The sequence below is a fragment of the Allobosea sp. LjRoot237 genome (genome assembly GCF_964253285.1).
In the GTDB taxonomy this organism is placed as follows: Bacteria; Pseudomonadota; Alphaproteobacteria; order Rhizobiales; family Beijerinckiaceae; genus Allobosea.
Genome location: NZ_CAXUQP020000001.1, coordinates 1,401,634 through 1,426,155 on the forward strand (window position 1 = coordinate 1,401,634; position 24,522 = coordinate 1,426,155).

The following is a 24,522-nucleotide window of genomic DNA, read 5'->3' on the forward strand; positions in this document are numbered from 1 at the left end:
GAATTATTTGACGTAGGATAATTAGGCGCGGGATTTCCATGAGTCAAGCTGACGAAACGGGGCAGGGCGGTCCGCTCGATTCAATCCTTGCGCAATGGCAGCGAGCCCGGCCGGATATCGACCCGAGCCCGATGGCGGTCTGCGGCGCGGTCTGGCGGGCGGCCGAGCGGGTGCGCCTCGGCGTTGGGCGTAACCTCGCTGGCGAAGATCTCGACTTCGCCGGCTTCGACGTGCTGATGACCTTGCGTCGTCAAGGCGAACGCGGCGGTTCGCTGACGCCGTCGGAGCTCGCCAAGGACATGATGCTCTCGACTTCGGCGATGACGAATCGGCTCGACCGGCTGGAGAAGCGCGGGTTGATCGCAAGGCAGGCCGATCCTCAGGACAGACGCAGCCTGCGCATCCTGCTGACGCCGGAAGGATTTGCGCTGATCGAGCGGCTCGTGGTCTCGCATGTGGCGACGGAGGAGCGGCTGCTCGCTGCGCTCGGCGCGTCCGAGCGCGAACAACTCAAGGCCCTGCTGGCCAAGGTCGCGGCCGGCGAAGGGGAGTGAGTCTGGCGCGCAACAGGCGCGTTTCCATTAACCGGCAGGGCGCTTCGTTAACGCGTCGTTAACCATGTCGGCTCAGGTTCGGCCCGAGGAGTTCGGTGTCAGGAACCTTGATGAGCAAGCATGTCGCAGTGCTGATGGGCGGGTGGTCGGTCGAGCGTGAGGTCAGCCTCAGCAGCGGCGCGGCCTGTGCCCGGGCGCTCGAAAGCGTCGGCTACCGCGTCACGCGCGTCGAGGTCGGCCGCGACGTTGCCGAGGTCCTGGCCAGGCTGAAGCCCGAAGTCGTCTTCAACGCCCTGCATGGCCGCTTCGGCGAGGACGGCACCATCCAGGGCATGCTCGAGATCCTCGGCATTCCCTATACCCATTCCGGCGTGCTCGCCTCGGCGCTCGCCATCCGCAAGGACAAGGCCAAGATGGTCGTGTCGGCAGCCGGCGTCCCGGTCGCGCACGGCATCAGCGTCTCGCGCTTCGAGGCGGCGAAACGACACCCTCTGCCACCGCCCTATGTGATCAAGCCGATCGACGAAGGCTCATCTGTCGGGGTGGTGATCGTTAAGAAAGGCCGCGAGCACCCACCCCAGGAGATCGCCCGGCCGGACTGGCCCTGCGGCGAGACCATGCTGGCCGAAACCTTCATCGCCGGGCGCGAACTGACCTGCGCGGTGATGGACGGCAAGTCCTTGGGGGTAACGGAGATTCGGGCGGCGACGGGCGAGTTCTACGACTACGACGCCAAATATGCCAAAGGCGGTTCAATCCACATCTGCCCGGCTCAAATTTTACCGAATATTTACCAGCGGATCGAAGAGTGTGCGTTAACGGCGCATCAAGCAATCGGGTGCCGCGGCGTCAGCCGTTCAGACTTCCGCTACGACGACGAGAGCGACACGCTCGTCTGGTTGGAAGTCAACACGCAGCCGGGCATGACCGAGACTAGCCTGGTGCCCGAATTAGCCGCCCATGCGGGCATGAATTTCGGTGAGCTCGTCAGATGGATCGTGGAGGACGCCTCCTTAAATCGGTGAAGGTGGAACCGGTGTTTGCCGGCGCCAACCTGCCGATGCGCGTGACGGGGCCTCAGCTCCTCGTCGGCGAGCGCTCGCGCCGCTGGTTCCGCGGCTCGCGCCGCAGCGCCGTCGCGGTGCCGCTGGCCGAGCGGCTGCCGAGCGGCCTCGGCTCCTGGCTGGCGATCGGTTTCCTGACGCTCGCGGGCGCGACCGGGGCGATCCTGGGTGGCCATTACGAGACTTTCCGCGAGACCTATGGCGAGCCCAGGCATGCGTTGGCCCGGGCTGTCGGGCTTGGCATCGACCGGATCACCATTTCGGGCTTGAGCGGGCTTTCCGAGATCGAGGTCCTGGTCGCGGCCGGCATTGATCCGAAGATATCGCTCGCCTTCTTCGATGCGGATGAAGCCCGCAAGCGGCTCGAGGCCACGCCGATGATCCGCGAAGCCTCGGTCCGCAAGCTCTATCCCGGCGAGATCTCGATCAATCTCACCGAGCGCGAGCCCTATGCCCTCTGGCAGGTCAAGGGCGAGCTTTTCCTGATCGCCCAGGACGGCACGGTGATCGACAAGATGGACGATGGCCGCTTCGCCAACCTGCCGCTGGTCGTCGGCGCCGACGCCAATCTCAAGGCGAAGGACTATCTCGCGCTGCTCGCCGAGGCCGGACCCTTCGCCGCGCGCATCCGCGCCGGCAGCCTCGTCGCCGGCCGGCGCTGGAATCTCAAGCTCGATACGGGCGCCGACATCAGGCTGCCGGAGCAGGGCGCCGGGGCCGCGGTGAAGCGCCTGGCCAGCCTCGAGCAGGACTTCCGGATCAGCGAGAAGGATTTGATCGCCATCGACATGCGCCAGCCTGATCGTGTGACCATGCGCCTGACCGAAGAAGCCGCGACCGCGCGGGCCGAGCAGCTCAAGAGCAAGACGAAGAAGAAGGGCGGCGAGGCATGAGCTTGACCTCGCAGGGCCTGACGCCGCGGATGCGGCCCTTGTCGTCGCGCAAGAGCGCGACCTTGTCGATTCTGGACATCGGCACGAGCAAGGTCGTCTGCCTGATCGCCGAGCTCAATCCGGCCGAGGCGAACGAGCGGCTGCGCGGGCGCACCCATGTCGCGCGCATCATCGGCATCGGCCATCAGCGCTCGCTCGGCCTGAAGGGCGGGGCGATCATCGATCTCGAAAGCGCCGAGCGCGCCATCCGCGCCGCCGTCGACGCGGCCGAGCGCATGGCCAAGGTCGAAGTCCAGTCGGTGATCGTGAACCTGACCGGCGGACGCCTGAACTCGCAGCATTACGCCGCCAGCGTCGATCTGCGCGGCGGCTCGGTCGGCGATTCCGACGTCAAGCGCGTGCTCGCCGCCGCCGCGAACCATGCCATCCGCCCGGGCAAGGCGGTGCTGCACGCGCTGCCGACCGGTTACGCGCTCGACGGCTCGCCCGGCGTGCTCGACCCGCGCGGGCTGATCGGCGGCTCGCTCTCGGTCGACATGCACGTCGTCGCCTCCGAAGCAGCTGCGGCGCGCAACGTCATGCTCGCGGTCGAGCGCTGCCATCTCGAGGTCGAGGCGGTGGTCGCGACCCCCTATGCGGCTGGTTTGTCCGTTCTGGTCGATGACGAGGCTGAGATGGGTGTCGTCGTGGTCGACATGGGCGGAGGCACGACCTCGCTCGGCGTCTTCTCCGGCGGACACCTGACCCATGCCGACGCGATCGCCGTCGGCGGCAATCACATCACCATGGACGTGGCGCGCGGGCTCTCGACCCGGGTCTCCGCGGCCGAGCGGCTGAAGACGCTGCATGGCTCGGCCATCGCCAGCCCCTCCGACGAACGAGACATGATCGCGGTGCCGCAGGTCGACGACGACGAGCGCGACATGCCGAACCATCTGTCGAAGTCGCATCTGGTCCGGATCATCAAGCCGCGCGTCGAGGAGATTCTCGAACTGGTGCGCGACCGGCTAAAGGCGGCGGGCTTCTCGGCCGAGGCCGGGCGCCGCGTGGTGCTCACCGGCGGTGCCTGCCAGCTCACCGGCATGCCGGAAGTGGCGCGGCGCGTGCTCGGGGGCCAGGTCCGCACCGGCCGGCCGCTCGGAATCAAGGGTCTGCCCGAGGCGGGCAAAGGCCCGTCCTTCGCGGCGGCGGTCGGCCTCCTGGTCTATCCGCAGGTCGCCCATGTCGAGCATTTCGAGCCGCGAGCCGGGGCGTCCTTCTTCGCCCATGCGACCGACGGCTACTTCTCCCGCGTCGGCCGCTGGCTGCGCGAGAGCTTCTAGAGTTGCGGGCCGCGACGCCGAGAGGCGAGGCGACCCGGGGTGAGTTTTAACAGAACGGGGCTCCGGCCCCTGGCGTGGAAGACGGGACGGCCCGCCAGGAGCCGGACAAGACAGTGAAAGAGGCAATCATGGCGATGAACCTGCAAGCCCCGGACATCCGGGAACTGAAGCCCCGGATCACCGTGTTCGGTGTCGGTGGCGCCGGCGGCAATGCCGTGAACAACATGATCGAGGCCGGCCTCGACGGCGTCGACTTCGTCTGCGCCAACACCGACGCGCAGGCGCTCGCACTCGCCCGCGCCCCGCGCATCATCCAGATGGGCCTCCAGGTCACCGAAGGCCTCGGCGCCGGCTCGCAACCGGAAGTCGGCCGGGCGGCGGCGGAAGAGGTGATCGACGAGATCCGCGATCATCTCGCCGGTGCGCACATGGTCTTCATCACGGCCGGCATGGGCGGCGGCACCGGCACGGGCGCGGCTCCCGCGATCGCCCGCGTTGCCCGCGACATGGGCATCCTCACCGTCGGCGTCGTCACCAAGCCGTTCCAGTTCGAGGGCCAGCGCCGGATGCGCATGGCCGAGGCCGGCATCGGCGAGCTCAACGAAGCGGTCGACACGCTGATCGTGATCCCGAACCAGAACCTGTTCCGTGTCGCCAACGAGAACACCGGCTTCGCCGATGCTTTCGGCATGGCCGACCAGGTGCTCTACTCCGGCGTCGCCTGCATCACCGACCTGATGGTCCGTCCCGGCCTGATCAACCTCGACTTCGCCGACGTCCGCGCCGTGATGCGCGGCATGGGCAAGGCGATGATGGGCACCGGCGAGGCGCAGGGCGAGAAGCGCGCCCTCTCGGCCGCCCAGGCCGCGATCAACAACCCGCTGCTCGACGATGTCTCGATGAAGGGCGCGCGCGGCCTGCTGATCTCGATCACCGGCGGGCGCGACATGAAGCTCTACGAGGTCGACGAGGCCGCCACCCGCATCCGCGAGGAGGTCGACTCCGAAGCCAACATCATCGTCGGCGCCACCTTCGACGAGGCGCTCGAAGGCACGATGCGCGTCTCGGTCGTCGCCACCGGCATCGACAAGCCGATGAGCGCCCAGGGCGAGCTCGACCCGACCGAGGCCCGCATCGCCGAGGTCGCCGAGCGGCTGAAGGCCGAGGCACGGCTGCGCTCGGCGGTTCCGAACGTCCGCACCTCCGCCTCTGCTCCGGCGCCGATGCCGGCCCCCGCGGCTGAGACCATGATGCCGGAACCGGTCCGCGCCCCGGCTCCGGCGGCCTATGCCGCCGATGTCCGGATCGAGCCGGCCCAGCCGCGCCCGGCGATGGTGGCCGCGCCGGTCGTCGAACCTCAGGCTCCCGAAGCATCGGTGCCGCATTTCGAGGACAGCTTCATTCCGCCGGCCCCGGAGCGTGCGGTCATCCGCCCGACCCGCATGCCGCGGGTCGAGGACCTGCCGATGCCGGCCCAGCACCAGATCGCGCAGAGCCGCGGCGCAGTGCCTTCTCCCGCGCCGGCTTCGGCCGAGCAGAAGCGCATGTCGCTGATGCAGCGCCTCGCCTCGGTCGGCTTCGGCCGCAAGGAGGATGATTACGCTGATACCCCGGTGGCGCCTGTTCCGGCTCCGGCTCCGCGTCCGGCGCCTCCCGTCGCAGCGGCCGGCCCGAGCGCAGCCCATGCCGAGTTCATGCGCCGTCCGCCGGCGCCGGCCACCCGCCCGGCCCAGGGGCAGCTCGACCAGCTCGGCCGCGCAGCTCCGGCGCGCAACACGGAAGAAGACCAGCTCGAGATTCCGGCCTTCCTGCGCCGCCAGTCGAACTGAGTTGCCAGGCCCGGTTCAACCGGTTTAAACGAGCGGCCCGGCGGAACCTTCCGCCGGGCCTTTTTTAACGTCTGAAAAACCATATACATCAATCAGATGGTTAAGTTTTTCTGGCTTCGTAACCGTTGTTACAGAGCGAAAGAAAGCGTGATTTTGCAGCCAGTGCGCCTGCGCGTATCTTGCGGCGCATCACCGGGTAAGGGGATTCGGGATTAATCCCGAGTTCGCTGCAATTCAGGGAACCGCGTCGATCGTCGAACAGGTTGCGCCGCAAGGCGCCGCCCCCGAGATTTGCGCGCTTGAGACGGATACAGAGTATGATGGCTGAACGGCAGACGACCCTTCGCTCGCCCGTGACCCTGCAAGGCATCGGCGTTCATTCCGGGGCTCCTGCCTGCCTGACCCTGCGGCCTTCCACTGCCAATTCCGGCGTCGTCTTCCTGCGCAAGGGCCTCGAAGGCGGCCATGAGCAGTTGATCCACGCCCGCCACAACAAGGTCAGCGCCACCGAGCTGTGCACGGTGATCGGCGATCAGGCATCGGGTTCCGTCGCCACGATCGAGCATCTGATGTCGGCCTGCTCTGGCCTCGGCCTCGACAACGTGCTGATCGAGATCGACGGCCCGGAAATGCCGATCATGGACGGCAGCGCCGCCGAGTTCGTCGCCGCCATCGAGTCGACCGGCCTCGTCGCGCTCGGCGCGACCCGTCGTTATCTCAAGGTTCTGCGCCCGGTGCGCATCGAGCACGGTCGCGCTTTCGCCGAGCTCGCTCCGTCCGAAAACGGTTTCCGCCTCGACGTCGAGATCGACTTCGACACCCCGGCCATCGGCCGCCAGCGCAAGATCTTCGATCTCGATCCCGAGGCCTATGCCCGCGAGATTTCCGGCGCCCGCACCTTTGGTTTCATGCGCGACGTCGAGCAGCTCTGGAAAGCCGGCTTCGCGCTCGGCGCCTCGCTCGACAACACCGTCGCGATCGGCGACGACAAGGTGATCAATCCGGAAGGCCTGCGCTACGCCGACGAGTTCGTGCGCCACAAGGTCCTCGACGCGGTGGGTGACCTGGCCCTGGCCGGTTATCCGATCCTCGGCGAGTTCCGTTCCTATTGCGGCGGTCATCGCATGAACGTCCGGATCCTCGAGGCGCTGTTCGCCGACCGCGCCAACTACGCGATCGTCGAAGCCCAGCCGGTTTACGGGCACCACGCCGTGCAGATGGCGGCCGGTCCGATGCCTGCCGCGCTTGCGCCCGACCTGCACTGAGCGGGGTATTACGCGACGCTACGCCTTGCATTCGCCCGTTTCCTGTTGGAAACGGCGTTCGCACTGCATGAAGCGCCCGTCACGCTTGGCGAAAAGGCTGCTTCTGAGCTAGAGCATGTTCCGCAAAGGTGGGAACCACTTTTGTGATGAGAACATGCTCCAGCACTAAGTTGGCGCGAATTCTTGTCGTTCGACCGTTCCGGTCGAACGGAAAGCGCGCTAAGCCATTTCGCGCGCTCTTGTCGAAGGGGCGTCACAAGGACGGATGAAGTGAGCGTCATGCGGCTGAAGACATTCAATCCCGGCGAATCGACCAGCGGCGGCAAGCGCCTCGCGCTGGCTTTTGCCCTCGCTGCTGCGCTCGGCGGCTGCGACACGGTTAGCGCGCTCAACCCGTTCGACCGGCCAGAGGTCTACAAGCCCGAGGTGGTGGCGGAGGTTCCTGCCGACAAGCTCTACAATGAGGGTCTCGCCCGTCTCCAGAACGGCGACACCGAGGGCGCGAACAAGAAGTTCGATGAGATCGACAAGCAGGCGCCGTTCTCGCCTTATTCGAAGAAGGGCCTGATCATGGCCGCCTATGCGAATTACGAGGCGGCCAAGTACGACGACGCGATCACCGCCTCGAAGCGCTTCCTGGCGCAGAACCCGGCGAGCCCGGACGCGGCCTATGCGCAGTACATCCTGGCGATGTCCTATTACAACCAGATCCCGGATGCGACGCGCGACCAGGAGCGTACCGACCAGGCGCTGCGCGCGATGCAGGAGCTGCTCGACCGCTATCCCAAGTCGGAATACGTGCTCGACGTGCGCGAGAAGATGCTGGTCGCGCGCGACCAGCTCGCCGGCAAGGAGATGAATGTCGGCCGCTTCTATCTCGAGAAGCGCAACTATACCGGCGCTGTCGGCCGCTTCCGCGATGTCATCACCAAGTACCAGACCACGCGCCATGTCGAGGAGGCGCTGATGCGCCTGACCGAGGCCTATATGGCGCTCGGCATCACCAACGAGGCGCAGACCGCCGCGGCGGTGCTCGGCCACAACTTCCCGGACAGCCCGTGGTATAAGGACGCCTACACCCTGCTGGAGAGCGGCGGCCTGCAGCCGCGTGAGGATCGCGGCTCCTATATCAGCCGGGCCTTCAACGGCTTCACGCGCGCTGTCGTCGGGTTGACCGGTCTCGGCCGCCTCTAAGGCCTGCTGGTGTCCCGGCGAGGTTATCTGCAGCCGGCACAAGGGAGCTGAGTCGCCATGCTCGCTCAGCTCTCGATCCGCGACATCGTACTGATCGACCGGCTCGACCTGGGTTTCGAGGGCGGGCTCAGCGTGCTGACCGGCGAGACCGGCGCTGGCAAGTCGATCCTGCTCGACGGTTTCGCGCTCGCTCTCGGCTCCCGCGGTGACGGCGGGTTGGTCCGCCATGGCGAGACGCAAGGGCAGGTCAGCGCCGTCTTCGACCTGCCGATGTCGCATCCGGCGCGCACTCTTGCGCAGGCGCAGGAGATCGATACCGACGGCGACCTGATCCTGCGGCGCGTGCAATATGCCGATGGTCGGACCCGTGCCTTCGTCAATGACCAGCCGGTCAGCGTGCAGATCCTGCGGATGATCGGCGCGGCGCTGGTCGAGATCCATGGCCAGCACGACGACCGGGCGCTCACCGATCCGGCCCAGCATCGCACCATCCTCGACGGCTTCGGCGAACTCGCCGAGCAGGCGGCCGAGGTCGTGCGTGCCAGCGAGACGCTGAAGAAAGCGCGCCAGGCCCTGCAGAGCCAGCGCATGCGGGTCGAGACGGCGCGCAAGGAGGCGGACTTCCTGCGCCATGCTGTGGCCGAGCTCGGCAAGCTCGCGCCCGGGCCTGGCGAGGAAGAGGCTCTCGCGAGCCAGCGCCAGGGCATGATGGCCGCCGAGAAGGTCGCCCGCGACATCATCGAAGCCTATGAGGCGGTCGGCGGCACCGCTTCGCCGGTTTCAGCCTTGTCGGGCGTGCTGCGCCGACTGGAGCGGCGCGCCGCCCAGGCGCCGGAGCTCGTCGATCCCTCGATCGCGGCGCTGACCACGGCGGTGGTCGCGCTCGAGGAGGCGGGCGAGACCCTGCAGGCGGCGGTACGCGCCGCCGAATTTGATCCGCGCGTGCTGGAGCGTGTCGAGGAGCGGCTGTTCGCACTGCGCGCCGCTGCCCGCAAGTTCGATGTCCCCGTCGATGCGCTGCCGGCGCTGGCCGAGACCATGGCGGCAGACCTTGCCGCGCTCGATGAGAGCGAAGGCTCGCTCAAGCGCCTGGAGGCCGAACTCGCCGAGGCGGAAGCGGCCTATGTCGCGCTGGCAACCACGCTCTCGGCCGGGCGAATCCGGGCAGCTTTGGCGCTCGACGCTGCGGTCAAGGCGGAACTGCCGCCGCTCAAGCTGGAGCGCGCCCGGTTCATCACACAGATCGACAGCGATCCCGATGCGCGCGGGCCGGAGGGTTTCGACCGCGTCGAGTTCTGGGTCGAGACCAATCCCGGCACGCGGCCGGGGCCGATGATGAAGGTCGCTTCGGGCGGCGAGCTCTCGCGCTTCATGCTGGCGCTGAAGGTGGTGCTGGCCGAGCGCGGCTCGGCTCCTACTCTGGTTTTCGACGAGATCGACACAGGTGTCGGCGGCGCGGTGGCCGATGCGATCGGCGAGCGGCTGGCGCGGCTCGCGGCGCGGGTGCAGGTCGTCTCGGTGACGCATGCGCCGCAGGTCGCGGCCAAGGCCGGGCAGCATTTCCTGATCGCGAAGTCGGCCCAGGGCGGGGAGGGGGCGGACGAGCGCACCGTCACGCGCGTCTCGGCGCTGGAAGCTGGCACCCGGCGCGAGGAGATCGCCCGCATGCTCGCCGGCGCCTTGATCACCGAGGAGGCAAGGGCGGCGGCCGGCAAACTGCTCGATGCTGCCGGGATGCGCGGCTAGAGACCGCGGATTTTACTCGGAACCACGCCGTCATCCTGGACAAGCGGCGAAGCCGCGCAGCTCCGGGATCCATCGTAAGGCGCCGGAGCTCTACGATGGATTCCGGGCCGAGCTTTGCTCGCCCAGGATGACGATGATGGTTCCGCGTAGGGTGGGAAGCAGAACGTCTTTCCGGGACTTCGCGCAGCGAAGGGCCCGGAACCCAGAACCGATGCCGGTCGTGATGATGGCGCTGTGATCGACGCGCGCTCCCGGAGATGGCATCGGTTCTGGGTTCCGGGCTCAGGCCTATCGGCCTGCCCCGGAAAGACGGGTGTGGTTCCATGTTCGCCTGAGCGCCGATCAGGCCGGGATCAGTTCGTATCCCGAGCCGTTCTCGACGACGCGCCTGAAGCCTTCGACATGGCCGCCCGACACGAGCCAGTTTTCGCGCGCGGCGCGTTCGAGGATGGCGCGGCGGGAGGCGACGGCGGTGGCGGCGTCGAAATCATAGACCAGGCCGACATCGGGATCCGAGGCCTGCAGGTCGGACAGATGCAGCGCATCGCCCCAGAGCAGGAGGCTCTCCTCGCCTTCGATCAGATAGCCGCTATGGCCGAAGGTGTGGCCGGGGAGCGGGATCAGGCTGATGCCGGGCCGAACGGTGCCGGCTGCGGCGGGGCGGATGCGGTCGCCATAGTGCTTCTTCACCGCAGCGGCGACGGCAAAGCCGCCCTGCCTGTTCGGCGGCGTCTGCGCGCGATTGGCCTCCTCGCCGAAGAAGGCGAGGTCGGCTTCGGGCACGATGATCTCGGCATTGGCGAAACGGGCGCGCTCGCGGTCGAACAGGCCGAGCGCATGGTCGCCGTGCAGATGCGTGATCAAGACACGTTCGACCTGCTCGGGGGCAATTCCGGTGCTCACCATGGCAGCGGGCGCATGACCCATCGCCTCGCCCCAGGAAGGACCCGTGCCGGCATCGATGAGGGTGATCCCGTCGGCATCCTTCAAGGCGAAGCAATTGACCGGGATGCTGATCTTCGGCCTGCCCCAGCGCGCCACAGCTTCGTCACGGGCGGCCTGGCCGCCCGCATGGATCAGGACGTCCAGCGGCGCCTCGAAGATACCGTCATGCAACGCGAGCACGTCGTATGAGCCGAACCGCCGCCACGTCCCGTTCATGTCCGCTGGTCTCCGATCAAATGCGATCCGCTTAGATCACGAGGCCAGCGGTGCGGGCAACGGAGCGGGCAGCATGGCCGATATCCGGCTCCACACGCCGGAACGGATGGCTGCTCCATTTCCTTTTTGCGCGATCTGCTTTATGTGCGGCAGCAACTGCGCGCGCCGCATCCGGCGCCGCCCCTCGATCTGCATGCCGCCAGCCCGCCGGTTGCAACCTAAGGCCTGACATCAATGTCCTTCATTTCCACGAGCGCGCCGCTCGCGCGTGCGCTCGCCGACCGCAATTACAATGAGCCGACGCCCGTCCAGACTGCCGTGCTGGAAGGAGCCGCCGCCGGCCGCGATCTCCTGGTCTCGTCGCAGACCGGCTCTGGCAAGACCGTGGCCTATGGCCTCGCCATCGGCGCCGACCTGCTCGGCGAGGCCGAAGCGCTGCCGCGGGCCGAACGGCCGCTGGCGCTGATCGTCGCGCCAACGCGCGAGCTCGCCCTTCAGGTCCAGCGCGAGCTCGGCTGGCTCTACAAGCAGACCAATGCCCGCGTGATCTCCTGCGTCGGCGGCATGGACCCGCGCCGCGAAGCGGCCCTGCTCGACGAGGGCGCGCATATCGTCGTCGGCACGCCCGGCCGTCTGCGCGACCATATCGAACGTCGCCGCCTCGACGTTTCGGGCCTGCGGGCGGTCGTGCTCGACGAGGCCGACGAGATGCTCGATCTCGGCTTTCGCGACGATCTCGAATTCATCCTGAAGTCCGCGCCGGCAGAGCGCCGCAGCCTTCTGTTCTCGGCGACGCTGCCGAAGGCGATCATCGCCCTGGCGCGGAGCTATCAGCGCGATGCCCTGCGCATCGAGGTCGCTGGCGGCGAGCGCGGCCATGCCGATATCGAATACCGCGCCATCCGCGTCTTCCCGAAGGAAGCCGAGCTCGCGGTCGTCAACCTGCTGCGCTTCCACGATTCGCCGACCGCGCTGGTGTTCTGCAACACCCGCAACGCGGTGCGCCATCTCGAGGCGATCCTGCTGGAGCGCGGCTTCTCGGCCGTGGCGCTCTCGGGCGAGCTCAGCCAGAGCGAGCGCAATTCGGCGCTGCAGGCCTTGCGCGACGGCAGGGCACGCGTCTGCGTCGCGACCGACGTCGCGGCGCGCGGCATCGACCTGCCGGGCCTGACGCTGGTCATCCATGCCGAGCTGCCGAACGATCCCGAGGTGATGCAGCATCGCTCGGGTCGTACCGGGCGCGCCGGCAACAAGGGCACGAGCGTGCTGCTGGTGCCGGCCTCGCGCCGGCGCAAGGCGGAGATGCTGATCTCCGAGGCCAAGATCGAGGTGAGCTGGGCCGGCCCGCCGACGCAGGACGAGATCCGCGTGCTCGACGAGCAGCGCCTGCTGAGCGATCCCTTGCTCTCCGGCGAGGCGAGCGAGGACGATGCGCCGATGGTCGCGGCCCTGCTTGCGGGGCGCTCGACGCAGGAGATCGCGGCGGCGCTGGTGCGGGTCTATCGCTCGCGCCTGCCCGCGGCCGAAGAGGTCGGTGATCCCAACTTCGGTCGCGACGAACGTCGCCCGGTGCGCAGCGCCGAGGATTATGCAAGGCCGCGCGAGCATGGCGGGGCCGAGCGGCCGGAGCGCCGCGAGAGGTCGGGTCCGCGCGGCGATACCGTCTGGTTCCGCCTGAATATCGGCCGCAAGGACGGCGCCGACCCGCGCCAGCTCCTGCCGATGCTGTGCCGGCGCGGCAAGATCACGCGCGACGAGGTCGGCGCGATCCGTATCTTCGACAAGGAGACCAAGGTCGAGATCGATGCCGAGGTCGCGGAGCGCTTCGCGCAACTCGCCAAGGCGGTCGACCGCGACAAGATCATCATCGAGCCGATGACGGGCGAGGACGAGCGCCGCCCAGCCAAGCCCTTCGCCGAGAAGGCGAGCCACGCGCCGCGTGCGCCCTATCCGGCTCGCGACCAGCGCGACGAGCGTTCGTCCGCCCCGGCGCGCAAGCCCTATGAAGGCAAGGGCAAGCCGTTCGGCGCCAAGCCCTATGATCCGACGCGGCGCGACCGCGAGCCGGCCTATGAGGAGACCGCGATCCTGCGGCCCGAACGGCCCTTCGACAAAAAGGCTGAGCACGGCGGCAAGCCGTTCGCCGGCAAGTTCAAGGGTGGCAAGAAGCCTTTCGGCGCGCCGCATGGCGGTGAGCGCCCTGCCGCCGGCGATGCACGGCCTGCCGGCAAGAGCTTCGGCGAGAAAAAGCCGTTTGGAGCCAAGAAGCCCTTCACCGGCAAAAAGCCTTTCGGAAGCAAGAAGCCGCGCCGCGACGACCGCTGAGGTGTTTCGGTAGACGACGACGGATGGAACATGCGCGGGGAACCCCTCTCCCGGATGGGAGAGGGGTAGGGGTGAGGGACCGCCGCTGATCGTTAGGGCGATACGGCGCCGTTGCGCCCTCTTTGGATAGGGCAGGCCCTCATCCCTGCCCTTCTCCCACACGGGAGAAGGGTTCCCCGCGCCCTTCATCGGCGCGGTACGTCACACCCGAAAGAAAGAAGCCCGGGAGGTCATCTGCTCAACCGAGCGGCTGGGCCGCTTGAGCGAGCACGAGATGCAACTGCTCAGCGCAGGCCGAGGAACGACAGAATCGCCAGAACGACGACGACCAGACCGACGATGTAGATGATGTTGTTCATGGTGGAGCCCCCTCCGGTTGCGATGCCGTCGCATCTGCACGGCTGACGGTGCGTGCGACCAGGCCGCAGCACTTCTCGCAACGCGACGCATGGCGGGATTGTTCCGGAACCGTCGCATAGCTGTTGCACTCGCCAGCCATCCGCTCCCACAATGCCCGGCCGGGCAGAGACCCGGACGGGGGAATGCCATGAGGACGATTGGTAAGGCGCTCGGCGCCGTGTTGATGTTGGCCGGGCTCAGCCTGCCCGCCGCCGCGCAGGACCGGCTGGTGATCGCCGGGCGCGATGCCGGCTTCGCCCCGGCGCTGGCCAAGATGGTCGAGCTCTACCAGGCCAAGAATCCGAACGTGAAGATCGAGCGGCTCGAGCTCGGTGGCGGCCCGCTCTATGAGCGCCTCGCCGTCGGCGCGCGCGAGAAGACGGCGGCGACCGACGTCGCCATGCTCGACGACATCTGGGCTCCGGAGTTCATGGCGCGCGGCTGGCTCACCGATCTCGGCACTGTCGGCGGGCTGCCGGGCGAATTCGTCAAGTCGGCGCTGGACGTCTCGCGCCATGACGGCAAGCTCTACGCCGCGCCCTTCGTCGGCAACATCGCCATGTTCGCCTATCGCAAGGACTTGCTCGCCAAGCACGGCTTCGAGCGGCCCAAGACCTGGAGCGACGTCGTCAAGGCGGCGCAGGTGATCCAGGACAAGGAGCAGGGCATCTCCGGCCTCGTCTTCCGCGGCATCAAGGGCAATCCGATCGTCACCTCCTTCCTGCCGGTGCTATGGGCGCATGGCGGCGACGTGGTGAGCGCCGACGGCAAGGCCGTGCTCGATACGCCGGCGGCCGAGAAGGCGCTGACCCAGTTCCTCTCGTTCAAGGCGCTCGCGCCGAAGGGCGTCGAGACCTACAACGCGACCGAACTGCGTGACGCCATCCAACAGGGCCGCGCTGCGATCGCGGTCGAGATGTGGTCGTCCTGGGCCGGCACGCTCGATGGCAGCGCCTCCAAGGTCGCGGGCCAGGTCGAGGTCGTCGCCTCGCCGGGCGAGGTCAAGGGTCCGGCGCCGATGCTGGGCGCCTGGCTGCTCGCCATCCCGGCCGACTCGCCGAACAAGGCGCGCGCCGCCGACTTCATCCGCTTCGTCACCTCGTCTGAGAACCAGAAGCTGATCGCGCTCGAGACCGGCAACCCGCCGACGCTCACCGCGCTGTTCAACGACAAGGACCTCGTCGCCAAGTACCGCTGGTATCCGGCGCAGCTCGAGGCGCTGAATGTCGCGCAGGCCCGCCCGCGCATCAGCCAGTGGGCCCGCGTCGAGACCATTCTGGGCGACTATCTCCAGCTCGTGCTGATCGGCCAGATGCAGCCCAAGCAGGCGCTGACAGAGGCCAACGCCCAGATCACCCGCGCGCTGTCGCGCTGAGCGATCTTGCGCCATCAACCTCTCGCGGTCGTCCCGGGCGCGCGCAGCGTGACCCGGGACCCATGCCTGAACCTTTCTCGGAAGCGTTCCGGCATGGATCCCGGCTCGCCGCTTCGCTCCGGCCGGGATGACGGCGGAGGGGTTCTCTCAGTTCAATGCTATTGACCTTATGACCGCTTCCCGCCGCCTGCTGCCCTGGCTCCTGCTGACGCCGGCGCTCCTGATCTTCGCCGGGCTGACGCTCTATCCGCTCGGGCGGACGCTGGCGCTCTCGCTGTTCGTCACCGATTACGGCTTCGAGAACGCCAAGTTCGTCGGGCTCGAGAATTTCCAGGAGCTCCGGGACAGCCGCTTCTTCCGCCAGGCGGTGACCAACACCGTCGTGTTCACCGTGGTTGCGACCGTGCTCGAGGTCGCGGCGGGGCTTGGCCTCGCGCTCCTGCTCGACCGCGCCTTTCCCGGCCGCACGCTGGTGATGACCCTGCTGCTCGCACCCTTTGTGCTCTCGACCATGGTGGTCACCGCGATCTGGCGGGCCTGGTTCCATTTCGATCTCGGCTTTCTCAACAACCTGTTGCGCGCCGTCGGCCTGCCGGGCGTGCCCTGGCTGTTCGATCCCAACCTCGCGCTCTGGTCGATCGTGCTGGTCGATCTCTGGCAGACCGCGCCCTTCGCCTTCCTGATCATCTTCGCCGGCCTGCGGCTGATCCCGCAGGACGTCTACGAGGCCGCCCGGGTCGACGGCGCCGGTCCTTGGCGGCGTTTTCGCGACATGACGCTGCCGCTGCTCGCGCCCTATCTCTTCGTCGCGGCGCTCTTACGCTCGGTCGACAGCTTCAAATTGTTCGACAAGGTCTACGCCATGACCGGCGGCGGGCCGGGGCAGGCGACCGAGACGGTTTCGATGTTCGTCTACCGGCAGGGCTTCCGCTTCTTCGACATCGGGCTGGCGTCGGCGGCTGCCGTGGTGATGATCGTCGTCGCCGGGTTGCTTGCCGTGGTCTATGCGGCGTCGCTGCTCAAGGGGGCAGGCCGATGATCCGGATCGTCGCCGCCTTCGGGCTCTGCGCGCTCTCGATGATCCCGCTGCTCTGGATGGTTGCGACCTCGCTCAAGCCGCCGGCCGAATATGTCTCGACCTCGATCGCGCTCTGGCCGCAGGATCCGACGCTGGCGCATTACCGTGTGCTGCTCGACAGCGGGATGTGGCGGCTCGGGCTCAACAGCGTCGTGGTGGCGCTCGGCACGGTCGGACTCTCGCTGCTCGCCGGCCTGCCAGCCGCCTATGCGCTGGCGCGCTTCGAGCTGCCCAAGCGCTTCGACATCGTCTTCCTCGGCTTCGTGCTGGTGATCAAGCTGGCGCCGCCGATCGCGCTCGCGATCCCGCTCTACCAGGTGCTGCGGGCGCTCGGGCTGCTCGACACGCATCTCGGCCTGATCCTCGCCAACCAGATCCTGGCGCTGCCCTTCGCGATCTGGATGCTGCTCGGCTTCGTCCGCGACGTGCCCTATTCGTTCGAGGAGGCGGCGATGCTCGACGGCGCCGGCTTCGTGAAGCGGCTGCTTCAGATCGTCGTGCCGCTGCTAATGCCTGGCCTGGTCGCGACGGCGGTCTTCGTCGCGATCATGAGCTGGAACGAGTTCCTGTTCGCGCTGCTCTTCATCCAGACGCCATCGAAATTCACCCTGCCGGCGTTCATCGCGACGCTGATCAACGAGGACGAGACCTTGTGGGGCCGGCTCTCGGCAATGGGGCTGATTGCCTCGCTGCCGGTCCTGCTCGCGGTCGGGCTGGTCAGGCGCGGGCTGACGCGCGAGGTCTCGCTCGACCAGCATTGAGGGATACGGAGCGCCGGATGAAGCGCGCGGGGAACCCTTCTCCCGTGTGGGAGAAGGGCAGGGATGAGGGCCTGCCCTATCCGATCAGGGTCGCAGCGGCGCTACGACACTTCCCATTGCACCGGCGGTCCCTCACCCCTACCCCTCTCCCATCCGGGAGAGGGGATCCCGCGCTTGTCCGGCGAGGGGAATGCCTACCGCGGCACGACCTTGCGGTAGAGGTGCCAGCTGGCGTGGCCGAGTACCGGCATCACGATGATCAGGCCGACCAGCACCGGCAGACTGCCGAGCACCAGCAGCGCCGTGATGGTCAGGCCCCAATACATCATCACTCGCGGATTCTTCTCGACGGCCGCGACCGAGGTGCGGACTGCCGTTGCCATGTCGACATGCCGGTCGAGCATCAGCGGGAAGGAAACCACGGTTATCGAGAAGACGACGATCGCGAAGAGCAGGCCGAGCGAGTTGCCGAGGATGATCAGCGTCCAGCCGTTCACCGTGGTCAGCAGTGGCGTGGCGAAGCTCTCGAAGGAATCGAGCGGCACGTCGCCCATCAGCCAGCGATAGATGATCCAGGCGCTGAAGAGCCAGGTGAGGAAGGCGCCGGTCAGGAGCGCGCCGAGCAGCGCGATCTGGCCGATGCCGGGCGAATGCAGCACGTCGAGGGCGTACTTCCAGGAAGTGTCCATCCCGAGCTCGCGGCGGCGACTGATCTCGTAGAGGCCGATCGCTGCGAAGGGGCCGAGCAGGGCAAAGCCCGAGGCGAGCGGGAACAGCAGCGGGAAGATATTGTAGCTCACCGTCAGCCGGGCGAGCAGAATGCCGGCGATCGGATAGATCAGGGCGATGAAGAGCAGATGGCTCGGCTGGGCCATGAAGTCGGAATAGCCCTGCTTCAGAGCATCCTTGATGTCGGCGATGCCGATCTCGCTGACGGGCAGGGCGTCGGGCGGTGCAGCATCATTCGCCGCCACGTGATCGTGATGGAGATGGGTATCGGCCATGGCGTTCTTCCCGGTTCGGCCCGGTTCGCCTTGGCGGTCCTGACGCTATCCTCCGGTCAAGACCTGCGAGGCGTCGAGCATCCATTCTCAGCGAGGGAAGCTTACACCCGACCTGCTCCTGCCACAAATCGGCGTAGCCAAATCGTGAAACAGGAGCTTCGCAGGAAACTTCCCCTGAACTCAGAGGCTGTCAGTGACCATGGACAAGACTTGGGTGAGGTTTCACCTCACCGCGCAGCGGCGTGGCGCTTTTGCCCGATTGCGGCGTCGCTCGTCACGGCCAAGCCGGAAGGCTTGGCCGCACCAAGCTCCTGGCACTCGGACAAAATCGCCGACGCCCAAGCCTTGTCCATGGTCACTGACAGCCTCTAAAACTGCGCCATGGCCGATACTGTTCCCACGCCCGTCGAAGATCTGACGCCCGAAGCCGCCCGGGCCGAGCACGACCTGCTCGGGCCCGAGATCGCCGCCGCGAATGCCGCCTATCACAGCGACAGCGCGCCGATCATGGACGACGCGACATTCGACGCGAAGTTCCGCCGGCTGGCCGCGCTGGAAAACGCCTTCCCTGAGCTCAAGGGAGAAGAGGCGCTCTCTGACAAGGTCGGCGCCAAGCCCTCGGGCAAGTTCGCCAAGATCCGGCACCGCGTGCCGATGCTCTCGCTCAACAATGCCTTCGCCGACGAGGACATCGTCGATTTCGTCACGCGCGTGCGGACTTTCCTCGGTCGCAAGGACGACCAGCCGATCGCCTTCACCGCCGAGCCGAAGATCGACGGGCTCTCGCTCTCGTTGCGCTACGAAAAGGGCGAACTGGTCAGTGCCGCGACCCGCGGCGATGGTGAGGAAGGCGAGGACGTCACGGCCAACGCCCGCACCGTCTCGGAAATACCGCACCGGCTGAAAGGCAAGGACGTGCCTGATATCGCCGAGGTGCGCGGCGAGATCTATCTCGGCCATGCCGATTTCGCCGCGATCAACGCGCGGCAGGAGGCGGCCGGCAAGACCCTCTTCGCCAATCCGCGCAACGCGGCGGCGGGTTCGCTGCGCCAGCTCGATGTCTCGATCACCGCGAGCCGGCCGCTGCGGTTCTTCGCCTATGCCTGGGGCGAGATGCCGGAGTTGCCGGGGCCGACGCAGTTCGGCGTGGTCGAGGCCTTTGCGCGCTGGGGCTTCAGGACCAACCCGCTGATGGCGCGCTGCGAAAGCGTCGAGGCGCTGTTGGCACATTACCGGTCGATCGAAGCGCAGCGCGCCACGCTCGGCTACGATATCGACGGCGTGGTCTACAAGGTCGACGAGCTCGCGCTGCAAGCCCGGCTCGGCTTCGTCGCGCGCGCCCCGCGCTGGGCGATCGCGCATAAATTCCCGGCCGAGCTTGCGACCACGCTGCTGGAGGCGATCGACATCCAGGTCGGGCGCACCGGGGCGCTCTCGCCGGTGGCGCGGCTGAAGCCGGTGACGGTCGGCGGCGTCGTCGTCACCAATGCGACGCTGCACAACGAGGACTATATCCGCGGCTTCGATTCGAAGGGGCTGCCGATCCGCGACGGCAGCGACATCCGCATCGGCGACACGGTGACGGTGAAGCGTGCCGGCGATGTGATCCCGCGCGTCGAAGCGGTCGATCTCGCCAAACGCCCGGCCGACGCGCAGCCTTACGTCTTCCCGACGACCTGCCCGGTCTGCGGCTCGGATGCGGTGCGCGAGCACAATCCGCGCTCGGGCAAGGAGGATGCGGTGCGCCGCTGCACCGGCGGGCTGATCTGCGCGGCGCAGGCGGTCGAGCGGCTGAAGCATTTCGTCTCGCGCGACGCGCTCGATATCGACGGGCTTGGCGACAAGCAGATCGAGTTCTTCCATGCCGATCCCAATCTGCCGGTGAAGGAGCCGGCCGACATCTTCACGCTGGCGCAGCGCGATGCTGCGAACCTCAAGAAGCTCAAGGACAAGGAAGGCTTCGGCGCGACCAGCACCAAGAAGCTGTTCGAGGCGATCGACGACCGGCGGAAGCCGCCGCTCAACCGCTTCATCTTCGGGCTCGGCATCCGCCATATCGGCGAGACCAATGCCCGACTGCTGGCGCGCCATTACGGCTCGTTCGAGGCCCTGCAGGCAGCCTGCCTCGCTGCGGCCGATCCGGAGAGCCATGAGCGCGCGGCGCTCGATGCGATCGATGGTGTCGGCCCGACCGTGGTCGAAGCGCTGCTGCAGTTCTTCGCCGAAGAGCACAACCAGCAGATGCTCACCCGGCTGCTCGCTGAGGTCACGCCGCAACCGCTGGAGGCGGTAGCCTCGTCCAGCCCGGTCGCCGGCCAGATCGTCGTCTTCACCGGCGCGCTCGAACGCATGACCCGCGACGAGGCCAAGGCGATGGCCGAGCGGCTTGGCGCCAAAGTCGCCGGCTCGGTCTCGTCGAAGACCGATCTGCTCGTGGCAGGGCCGGGTGCCGGCTCGAAGCTCAAGGATGCCGCCAAGCACGGCGTCAAGGTTATCGACGAGGCTGGCTGGTTCGAGCTGGTCGGGGGGTAGGGCAAAGCCCGGCTCACCGTTGCCGAAAATTGCCCCTTGCGAGCTGAAGGGCGCGGGGAACCCTTCTCCCGTGTGGGAGAAGGGCAGGGATGAGGGCCTGCCCTATCCGCAGAAGGTGCAACAGCTCCGTTGCATTCAGATGATTAGCGGCGGTCCCTCACCCCTACCCCTCTCCCACACGGGAGAGGGGATCCCGCGCCTTCTCCCGCAAGGGGAGAAGGGATAAGCCACCGATCGCCTAGCTCCGCTCCGCCGCCAGCGTGCAGATCATCCGCGCCACCTCATAGGACTTCTCGAAGGCCGGGACCGGCAGGAACTCGTAGCGCGAGTGGAAATTATAGGCGCCGGTGAAGAAGTTCGGCGTCGGCAGGCCGCGCGCGGAGAGCGCCGCGCCGTCTGTGCCGCCGCGCATCGGGATCTGCTTCTTCCGGATCTGCAGCGCCTCCAGCGCGCCGAACAGCAATTCGACCGGGCGGTGGTCGTCGCCGAGACTGTCATGGATGTTGCCATAGGTGTCGCTCACCCGGCACTCGACGCGGCCGGTCGGATAAAGCGCGGCGATCTCGTTCGCGACCTCCTCGATGCGGCGCTTGCGTGCCTCGAGGCTTGCCCTGTCGAAATCGCGGATCAGCGCGCCGAGTCTGGCCTCGCTGGCATTGGCGGTGATGGCGTTGAACCAGACATAGCCCTCGCGGCCTTCGGTGTTCTCCGGCGTCTGCGCGCGGTCGAAGCGGCTGATGAAGTCCTGCGCCATCAGCACCGGGTTCACCAGCACGCCCTTGGCCGACATCGGATGGGTGCTGACGCCGGTGAGGGCGATCTCGGCGGCTGCGGCGTTGAAATTCTCGATCACGACCTCGCCGAGCTCGCAGCAGTCGATCGTGTAGGCGAAATCGCAGGGAAAGCGGGCGAGGTCGAGGACCTTGGCGCCGCGCAGGCCGATCTCCTCGTCCGGGACAAAGGCGACGACGATGTCGCCATGGGCATCCTGCGGGCCGAGATTGGCGAGCAGGGTCATGATCACCGTGATCGCCGCCTTGTTGTCAGCGCCGAGCACGCTGGTGCCGTCGCTGGCGATGATCTCGGAGCCGATCCAGTCGCCCAATTGCGGATGCTCGGCGACCCGCAGCCAGATGTCCTGGTCGCGGTTGAGGCAGAGGTCTTCGCCTTCGAAGCGCAGGAGCTGCGGGCGGATCTCTGGCGACAGGCCGGCATCGAAGGTGTCGAGATGGGCGATGAAGCCGATCGGCGGCGCACTCGCCACGGTGCCGCGCTTTCGCGCCGTGACGGTGGCGCGGTCGTCGATGGCGACGTCGTCGAGGCCGAGCGCGCGCAATTCGTCGGCCAGCAATTCGGCGAGCTGCTGCTGTCCCGGCGTGCTCGGCAGCGTCGTCGCCCTGATGTCGCTTTGGCTGGTGACCGAGAGATAGCGGAAGAAGCGCTCGATCAGCTGCTGGCGGATGGGCATGGTCATTGGCGGTGTCTCTCGCGGCCGGAAGCAGCAGGTCAGCAAAATATGGCCGTCGTTGCGAGCGCAGCGAAGCAATCCAGGGGCGGCAGCACTCTACGTCTCCCTGGATTGCTTCGTCGCTTCGCTCCTCGCAATGACGGGAAGCCCACCGGCAGGGGAGGCGTCGACCGGCCGTGCCGCTGGGGCTGGCGGCTCCATGGCGCGGAAATGGCTCGGCGGCTTGCCGATCACCCGCTTGAAGGCGCGGCTGAAGGAGGCTTCCGAATCGTAGCCGAGGCGGCGGGCGACGGCGGTGATCCTGAGCTTGTCGCGCTCCAGCCATTGCCTGGCCTGGTGCATCCGGACCTGCGCGACATAACGCGCCGGCGTTTCGCCGACGACGCTGGCGAAGCGCTCGGCGAAGGCGGAGCGCGAGGCGTGCATCACCTTGGCGAGCGCATCGACCGTCCAGTCCTCGCTCGGATTGAGGTGGATCGCGGCGAGGACGCGGCCGATATCGGGGTCGCGGGCGGCGGCGACCCAGCCGGTCGCGTTGCCGCAGCCGCGCTCGACCCAGGAGCGGATCAGGGCGGCGGCGACGACATCGGCGAGGCGGGTCAGGATGCCGCCGGCTCCGACGCGATCAAGGGCAAGTTCGCACGACATGGTGCTGAGCAGCGGCGGAATCGCCGGCTCGTGCACTGCCATCTCATGCACCCACATCAGCTCCGGCATCATTCGCAGCAGCGGGTGCTGGGCATCGACGTTGAAGTTCAGGCTGGCGCTGAAGAACAGGGTCGCTTCGCCCTCACCACCGCCGCCGCGGGCTTCGGCGATCTCGCCGCAGAAACTCTTGACCTGGCATTTGCCGAGCGGGGTCGCGCAGGCGCCGGGCTCGCTGGCGAGCGCATGCTCGGCGCCGCGCGGCATCAGCACGGCGTCGCCCTGCTCGATCCGGACCCAGTCGTCCTCCGGCGTGCGCAGCCAGCACCCGCGCTCAGCCATGAAGTGGAAGCGCGCCGCAGCCTGTGCCGGAAACAGCAGGCCCCAGGGCGCCGTCATCTGGTAGCGGGCATAGTCGACGCCTTCGAGCCTCAGGCCGCGCAGCATCTCCGAGAGCGGATCAGGCGCCGATCTTCTGGACGATTGGTCAAGCATGCCGGGTTTTCTAGCATGGAAGCTCCAGGCGGTCACGCCTAACTCCGGTGTCCGAACTTCTTCGGCCTCTTTGGAGCGACCCATGTCGAATTCCTTGTCAGCCACAGCCGATCCCGAACTCGTCAGCAGCGTGCCCGAGGAGCGGACCGAGGCTGCCTGGCCGGCGGTCTTCGCCCTTTCCATGGGTGTGTTCGCGCTGGTCAGCGCCGAGTTCTTGCCCGCCAGCGTCCTCACCTCGATCGCTGCCGATCTCTCGATCAGCGTCGGCGCCGCCGGGCAGACCGTCACCGTGACCTCGCTGGTCGGCGTCGCCGCCGCGATCTTCACGCCGATCCTCACCAGCCGCTTCGACCGGCGCCTGGTGCTCTGGACGCTGTTGTCGCTCCTGGCGCTGTCGAGCCTGGTCACGGCCATGGCCAATGGCTTTGCCATGCTGCTCGCGGCTCGCTTCCTGCTCGGCATCGCCCTCGGCGGCTTCTGGTCGATGGCGCCGGCGCTGACGCTGCGGCTCGTCCCGGCGCAGTCCATACCGCGGGCGCTGGCGCTCATCTCGGCCGGCGTTTCGGCCGCCTTCATCGGGGGTGGGCCGCTCGGCGCCTATCTCGACGCGCTGATCGGCTGGCGCATGGTGTTCGGCCTGTCAGCCGGCCTGGCCGGCGTCGCCCTGCTGGCGCTGCTGACGACGATGCCGCCCTTGCCGTCGCAGACGACGCCGCGGCTCGGCACGCTGGGCGAGCTGCTCTTGCGTCCCAGCATACGGCTGATGCTGATCTCGGTCCTCGTCATCATTTCCGGCCAGTTCACCGGCTTCACCTATATCCGACCGTTTCTCGAACAGGCTCCGCAGCTGGGCGTCACGGCTATCACTTTCGTCCTGCTCGGCTATGGCGTCGGCAACGTCATCGGCAATTTCGCCGGCGGCGCGGTCGTGGGACGTGGCGTCAAGCTCGCGATCGTCTCGTTCGCGCTGACGATCGGCGTGCTGGCGCTGGTCATGCTCCAGTTCGGCGCTTCGCCGATCGTCGCCGGGATCGCGGTGGCGCTCTGGGGCTTCGCCTTCGGCTTCGCGCCGGTCGGCTTCCAGACCTGGATGGTGCGGGTCGCGGCTGACCATGCCGAATCGGCGAGCGGGCTCGTGACGGCGGCCTTCCTGGTCGCGATCGCCAGCGGCGCGGTGCTCGGCGGCCTGCTGGTCAACCATGTCGGCGGCCTCGGCCCGATCGGCTATATGGCGGTGGCGACGCTTGCCGGCGCGCTCCTGGTGCTTGTCGCCGGCAAGGAGCCGCCGAGCCCCTGAGACCGACAGAATGGCGAAGGGCCTTGCGTTGGCGCGAATTCTCATCGTTCGGCTGCCTGCAGCCGAACGGAAAGCGCGCTGGCGTGATCGTCGCCATCACTTTTCTTCAAGACAC

Annotated in this window: 19 protein-coding genes; 14 read left to right on the plus strand and 5 right to left on the minus strand. The window is 67.5% G+C overall.

The genetic code is table 11. The features are described from left to right. Positions 1–38 precede the first annotated feature (38 nt). The 8 genes from ACSQ24_RS06810 (at position 39) to recN (ending at position 9,867) form a co-directional block, all read left to right on the plus strand. Positions 39–554, plus strand: coding sequence for a MarR family winged helix-turn-helix transcriptional regulator (locus tag ACSQ24_RS06810; RefSeq protein ID WP_436093955.1), 516 nt, complete (start codon positions 39–41; stop codon positions 552–554). Positions 555–664: 110 nt separating this feature from the next. Further along, positions 665–1,579, plus strand: coding sequence for a D-alanine--D-alanine ligase (locus ACSQ24_RS06815; RefSeq protein WP_284170986.1), 915 nt, complete (start codon positions 665–667; stop codon positions 1,577–1,579). Between the two features lie 2 nt (positions 1,580–1,581). Then, positions 1,582–2,511, plus strand: coding sequence for a cell division protein FtsQ/DivIB (locus ACSQ24_RS06820; protein WP_436093956.1), 930 nt, complete (start codon positions 1,582–1,584; stop codon positions 2,509–2,511). After that, positions 2,508–3,833 (plus strand): cell division protein FtsA, encoded by a 1,326-nt coding sequence (gene ftsA / locus ACSQ24_RS06825; RefSeq protein ID WP_126109668.1) that lies wholly within the window; start codon positions 2,508–2,510, stop codon positions 3,831–3,833. The genes ACSQ24_RS06820 and ftsA overlap by 4 nt, the downstream gene beginning before the upstream one ends. A gap of 128 nt (positions 3,834–3,961) precedes the next feature. Then, positions 3,962–5,662, plus strand: a complete 1,701-nt coding sequence (gene ftsZ / locus ACSQ24_RS06830; protein ID WP_436093957.1) for a cell division protein FtsZ — start codon at positions 3,962–3,964, stop codon at positions 5,660–5,662. Positions 5,663–5,979: 317 nt separating this feature from the next. Further along, positions 5,980–6,927, plus strand: a complete 948-nt coding sequence (gene lpxC, locus ACSQ24_RS06835; RefSeq protein ID WP_436093958.1) for a UDP-3-O-acyl-N-acetylglucosamine deacetylase — start codon at positions 5,980–5,982, stop codon at positions 6,925–6,927. Between the two features lie 279 nt (positions 6,928–7,206). Continuing rightward, positions 7,207–8,121, plus strand: a complete 915-nt coding sequence (locus ACSQ24_RS06840) for an outer membrane protein assembly factor BamD (protein ID WP_436093959.1) — start codon at positions 7,207–7,209, stop codon at positions 8,119–8,121. Between the two features lie 57 nt (positions 8,122–8,178). Continuing rightward, on the plus strand, positions 8,179–9,867 hold the full coding sequence (recN, locus tag ACSQ24_RS06845; protein ID WP_436093960.1) for a DNA repair protein RecN: 1,689 nt from the start codon (positions 8,179–8,181) through the stop codon (positions 9,865–9,867). Between the two features lie 342 nt (positions 9,868–10,209). Here recN and aidB read toward each other — a convergent pair whose 3' ends face one another. Both aidB and ACSQ24_RS06855 read right to left on the minus strand, forming a co-directional pair. Continuing rightward, positions 10,210–11,028 carry an AidB family quorum-quenching N-acyl homoserine lactonase gene (aidB, locus tag ACSQ24_RS06850; RefSeq protein WP_436093961.1) on the minus strand — a complete coding sequence of 273 codons (819 nt, stop codon included), beginning with the start codon at positions 11,026–11,028 and terminating at the stop codon, positions 10,210–10,212. Between the two features lie 36 nt (positions 11,029–11,064). Next, a complete protein-coding gene (locus tag ACSQ24_RS06855; protein WP_436093962.1) occupies positions 11,065–11,223 on the minus strand; it encodes a hypothetical protein in 159 nt (52 codons plus the stop codon). A 39-nt stretch (positions 11,224–11,262) separates the two neighbouring features. Between ACSQ24_RS06855 and ACSQ24_RS06860 the strand changes: the two genes are divergently transcribed. The 4 genes from ACSQ24_RS06860 to ACSQ24_RS06875 all read left to right on the plus strand — a co-directional run bounded on the left by ACSQ24_RS06860 (position 11,263) and on the right by ACSQ24_RS06875 (position 16,966). Further along, positions 11,263–13,353, plus strand: a complete 2,091-nt coding sequence (locus ACSQ24_RS06860) for a DEAD/DEAH box helicase (protein WP_436093963.1) — start codon at positions 11,263–11,265, stop codon at positions 13,351–13,353. A 547-nt stretch (positions 13,354–13,900) separates the two neighbouring features. Continuing rightward, positions 13,901–15,127, plus strand: coding sequence for an ABC transporter substrate-binding protein (locus ACSQ24_RS06865; protein WP_436093964.1), 1,227 nt, complete (start codon positions 13,901–13,903; stop codon positions 15,125–15,127). Positions 15,128–15,296: 169 nt separating this feature from the next. Beyond that, the gene (locus ACSQ24_RS06870; protein ID WP_436093965.1) at positions 15,297–16,166 is read left to right on the plus strand and encodes a carbohydrate ABC transporter permease; all 870 of its coding nucleotides are present in this window, start codon (positions 15,297–15,299) and stop codon (positions 16,164–16,166) included. Then, on the plus strand, positions 16,163–16,966 hold the full coding sequence (locus ACSQ24_RS06875; RefSeq protein ID WP_436093966.1) for a carbohydrate ABC transporter permease: 804 nt from the start codon (positions 16,163–16,165) through the stop codon (positions 16,964–16,966). Before ACSQ24_RS06870 ends, ACSQ24_RS06875 begins: the two co-directional genes overlap by 4 nt. A gap of 194 nt (positions 16,967–17,160) precedes the next feature. Here the strand turns inward: ACSQ24_RS06875 and ACSQ24_RS06880 are convergent, their stop codons facing one another. Continuing rightward, positions 17,161–17,970 (minus strand): DUF2189 domain-containing protein, encoded by an 810-nt coding sequence (locus ACSQ24_RS06880; RefSeq protein WP_436093967.1) that lies wholly within the window; start codon positions 17,968–17,970, stop codon positions 17,161–17,163. Between the two features lie 381 nt (positions 17,971–18,351). Between ACSQ24_RS06880 and ligA the strand changes: the two genes are divergently transcribed. Then, positions 18,352–20,502 (plus strand): NAD-dependent DNA ligase LigA, encoded by a 2,151-nt coding sequence (ligA, locus tag ACSQ24_RS06885; protein WP_436093968.1) that lies wholly within the window; start codon positions 18,352–18,354, stop codon positions 20,500–20,502. Between the two features lie 238 nt (positions 20,503–20,740). Here ligA and pepT read toward each other — a convergent pair whose 3' ends face one another. Together pepT and ACSQ24_RS06895 are read right to left on the minus strand one after the other, a co-directional pair. Then, on the minus strand, positions 20,741–21,970 hold the full coding sequence (gene pepT / locus ACSQ24_RS06890; RefSeq protein WP_436097835.1) for a peptidase T: 1,230 nt from the start codon (positions 21,968–21,970) through the stop codon (positions 20,741–20,743). Positions 21,971–22,066: 96 nt separating this feature from the next. Next, positions 22,067–23,110: an AraC family transcriptional regulator gene (locus tag ACSQ24_RS06895; protein ID WP_436093969.1), complete on the minus strand. Its 1,044-nt coding sequence runs from the start codon at positions 23,108–23,110 to the stop codon at positions 22,067–22,069. An 82-nt stretch (positions 23,111–23,192) separates the two neighbouring features. On the opposite strand from ACSQ24_RS06895, the gene ACSQ24_RS06900 reads away from it, so the two are divergent. After that, on the plus strand, positions 23,193–24,407 hold the full coding sequence (locus tag ACSQ24_RS06900; RefSeq protein WP_436093970.1) for an MFS transporter: 1,215 nt from the start codon (positions 23,193–23,195) through the stop codon (positions 24,405–24,407). The last annotated feature ends 115 nt before the right edge of the window (positions 24,408–24,522 follow it).

What these genes read in the sequence shown, in the direction of transcription:
- ACSQ24_RS06900 (WP_436093970.1), top strand. Translation starts at nt 23,193, where the DNA reads ATGTCGAATTCCTTGTCAGCCACAGCCGATCCCGAACTCGTCAGCAGC.
- aidB (WP_436093961.1), bottom strand. Translation starts at nt 11,028, where the DNA reads ATGAACGGGACGTGGCGGCGGTTCGGCTCATACGACGTGCTCGCGTTG.
- lpxC (WP_436093958.1), top strand. Translation starts at nt 5,980, where the DNA reads ATGATGGCTGAACGGCAGACGACCCTTCGCTCGCCCGTGACCCTGCAA.
- ACSQ24_RS06840 (WP_436093959.1), top strand. Translation starts at nt 7,207, where the DNA reads ATGCGGCTGAAGACATTCAATCCCGGCGAATCGACCAGCGGCGGCAAG.
- ACSQ24_RS06895 (WP_436093969.1), bottom strand. Translation starts at nt 23,110, where the DNA reads ATGCTTGACCAATCGTCCAGAAGATCGGCGCCTGATCCGCTCTCGGAG.
- ACSQ24_RS06880 (WP_436093967.1), bottom strand. Translation starts at nt 17,970, where the DNA reads ATGGCCGATACCCATCTCCATCACGATCACGTGGCGGCGAATGATGCT.
- ACSQ24_RS06810 (WP_436093955.1), top strand. Translation starts at nt 39, where the DNA reads ATGAGTCAAGCTGACGAAACGGGGCAGGGCGGTCCGCTCGATTCAATC.
- ACSQ24_RS06815 (WP_284170986.1), top strand. Translation starts at nt 665, where the DNA reads ATGAGCAAGCATGTCGCAGTGCTGATGGGCGGGTGGTCGGTCGAGCGT.
- pepT (WP_436097835.1), bottom strand. Translation starts at nt 21,970, where the DNA reads ATGCCCATCCGCCAGCAGCTGATCGAGCGCTTCTTCCGCTATCTCTCG.
- ACSQ24_RS06870 (WP_436093965.1), top strand. Translation starts at nt 15,297, where the DNA reads ATGACCGCTTCCCGCCGCCTGCTGCCCTGGCTCCTGCTGACGCCGGCG.
- recN (WP_436093960.1), top strand. Translation starts at nt 8,179, where the DNA reads ATGCTCGCTCAGCTCTCGATCCGCGACATCGTACTGATCGACCGGCTC.
- ligA (WP_436093968.1), top strand. Translation starts at nt 18,352, where the DNA reads ATGGCCGATACTGTTCCCACGCCCGTCGAAGATCTGACGCCCGAAGCC.
- ACSQ24_RS06855 (WP_436093962.1), bottom strand. Translation starts at nt 11,223, where the DNA reads ATGCAGATCGAGGGGCGGCGCCGGATGCGGCGCGCGCAGTTGCTGCCG.
- ACSQ24_RS06860 (WP_436093963.1), top strand. Translation starts at nt 11,263, where the DNA reads ATGTCCTTCATTTCCACGAGCGCGCCGCTCGCGCGTGCGCTCGCCGAC.
- ftsA (WP_126109668.1), top strand. Translation starts at nt 2,508, where the DNA reads ATGAGCTTGACCTCGCAGGGCCTGACGCCGCGGATGCGGCCCTTGTCG.
- ftsZ (WP_436093957.1), top strand. Translation starts at nt 3,962, where the DNA reads ATGGCGATGAACCTGCAAGCCCCGGACATCCGGGAACTGAAGCCCCGG.
- ACSQ24_RS06865 (WP_436093964.1), top strand. Translation starts at nt 13,901, where the DNA reads ATGAGGACGATTGGTAAGGCGCTCGGCGCCGTGTTGATGTTGGCCGGG.
- ACSQ24_RS06875 (WP_436093966.1), top strand. Translation starts at nt 16,163, where the DNA reads ATGATCCGGATCGTCGCCGCCTTCGGGCTCTGCGCGCTCTCGATGATC.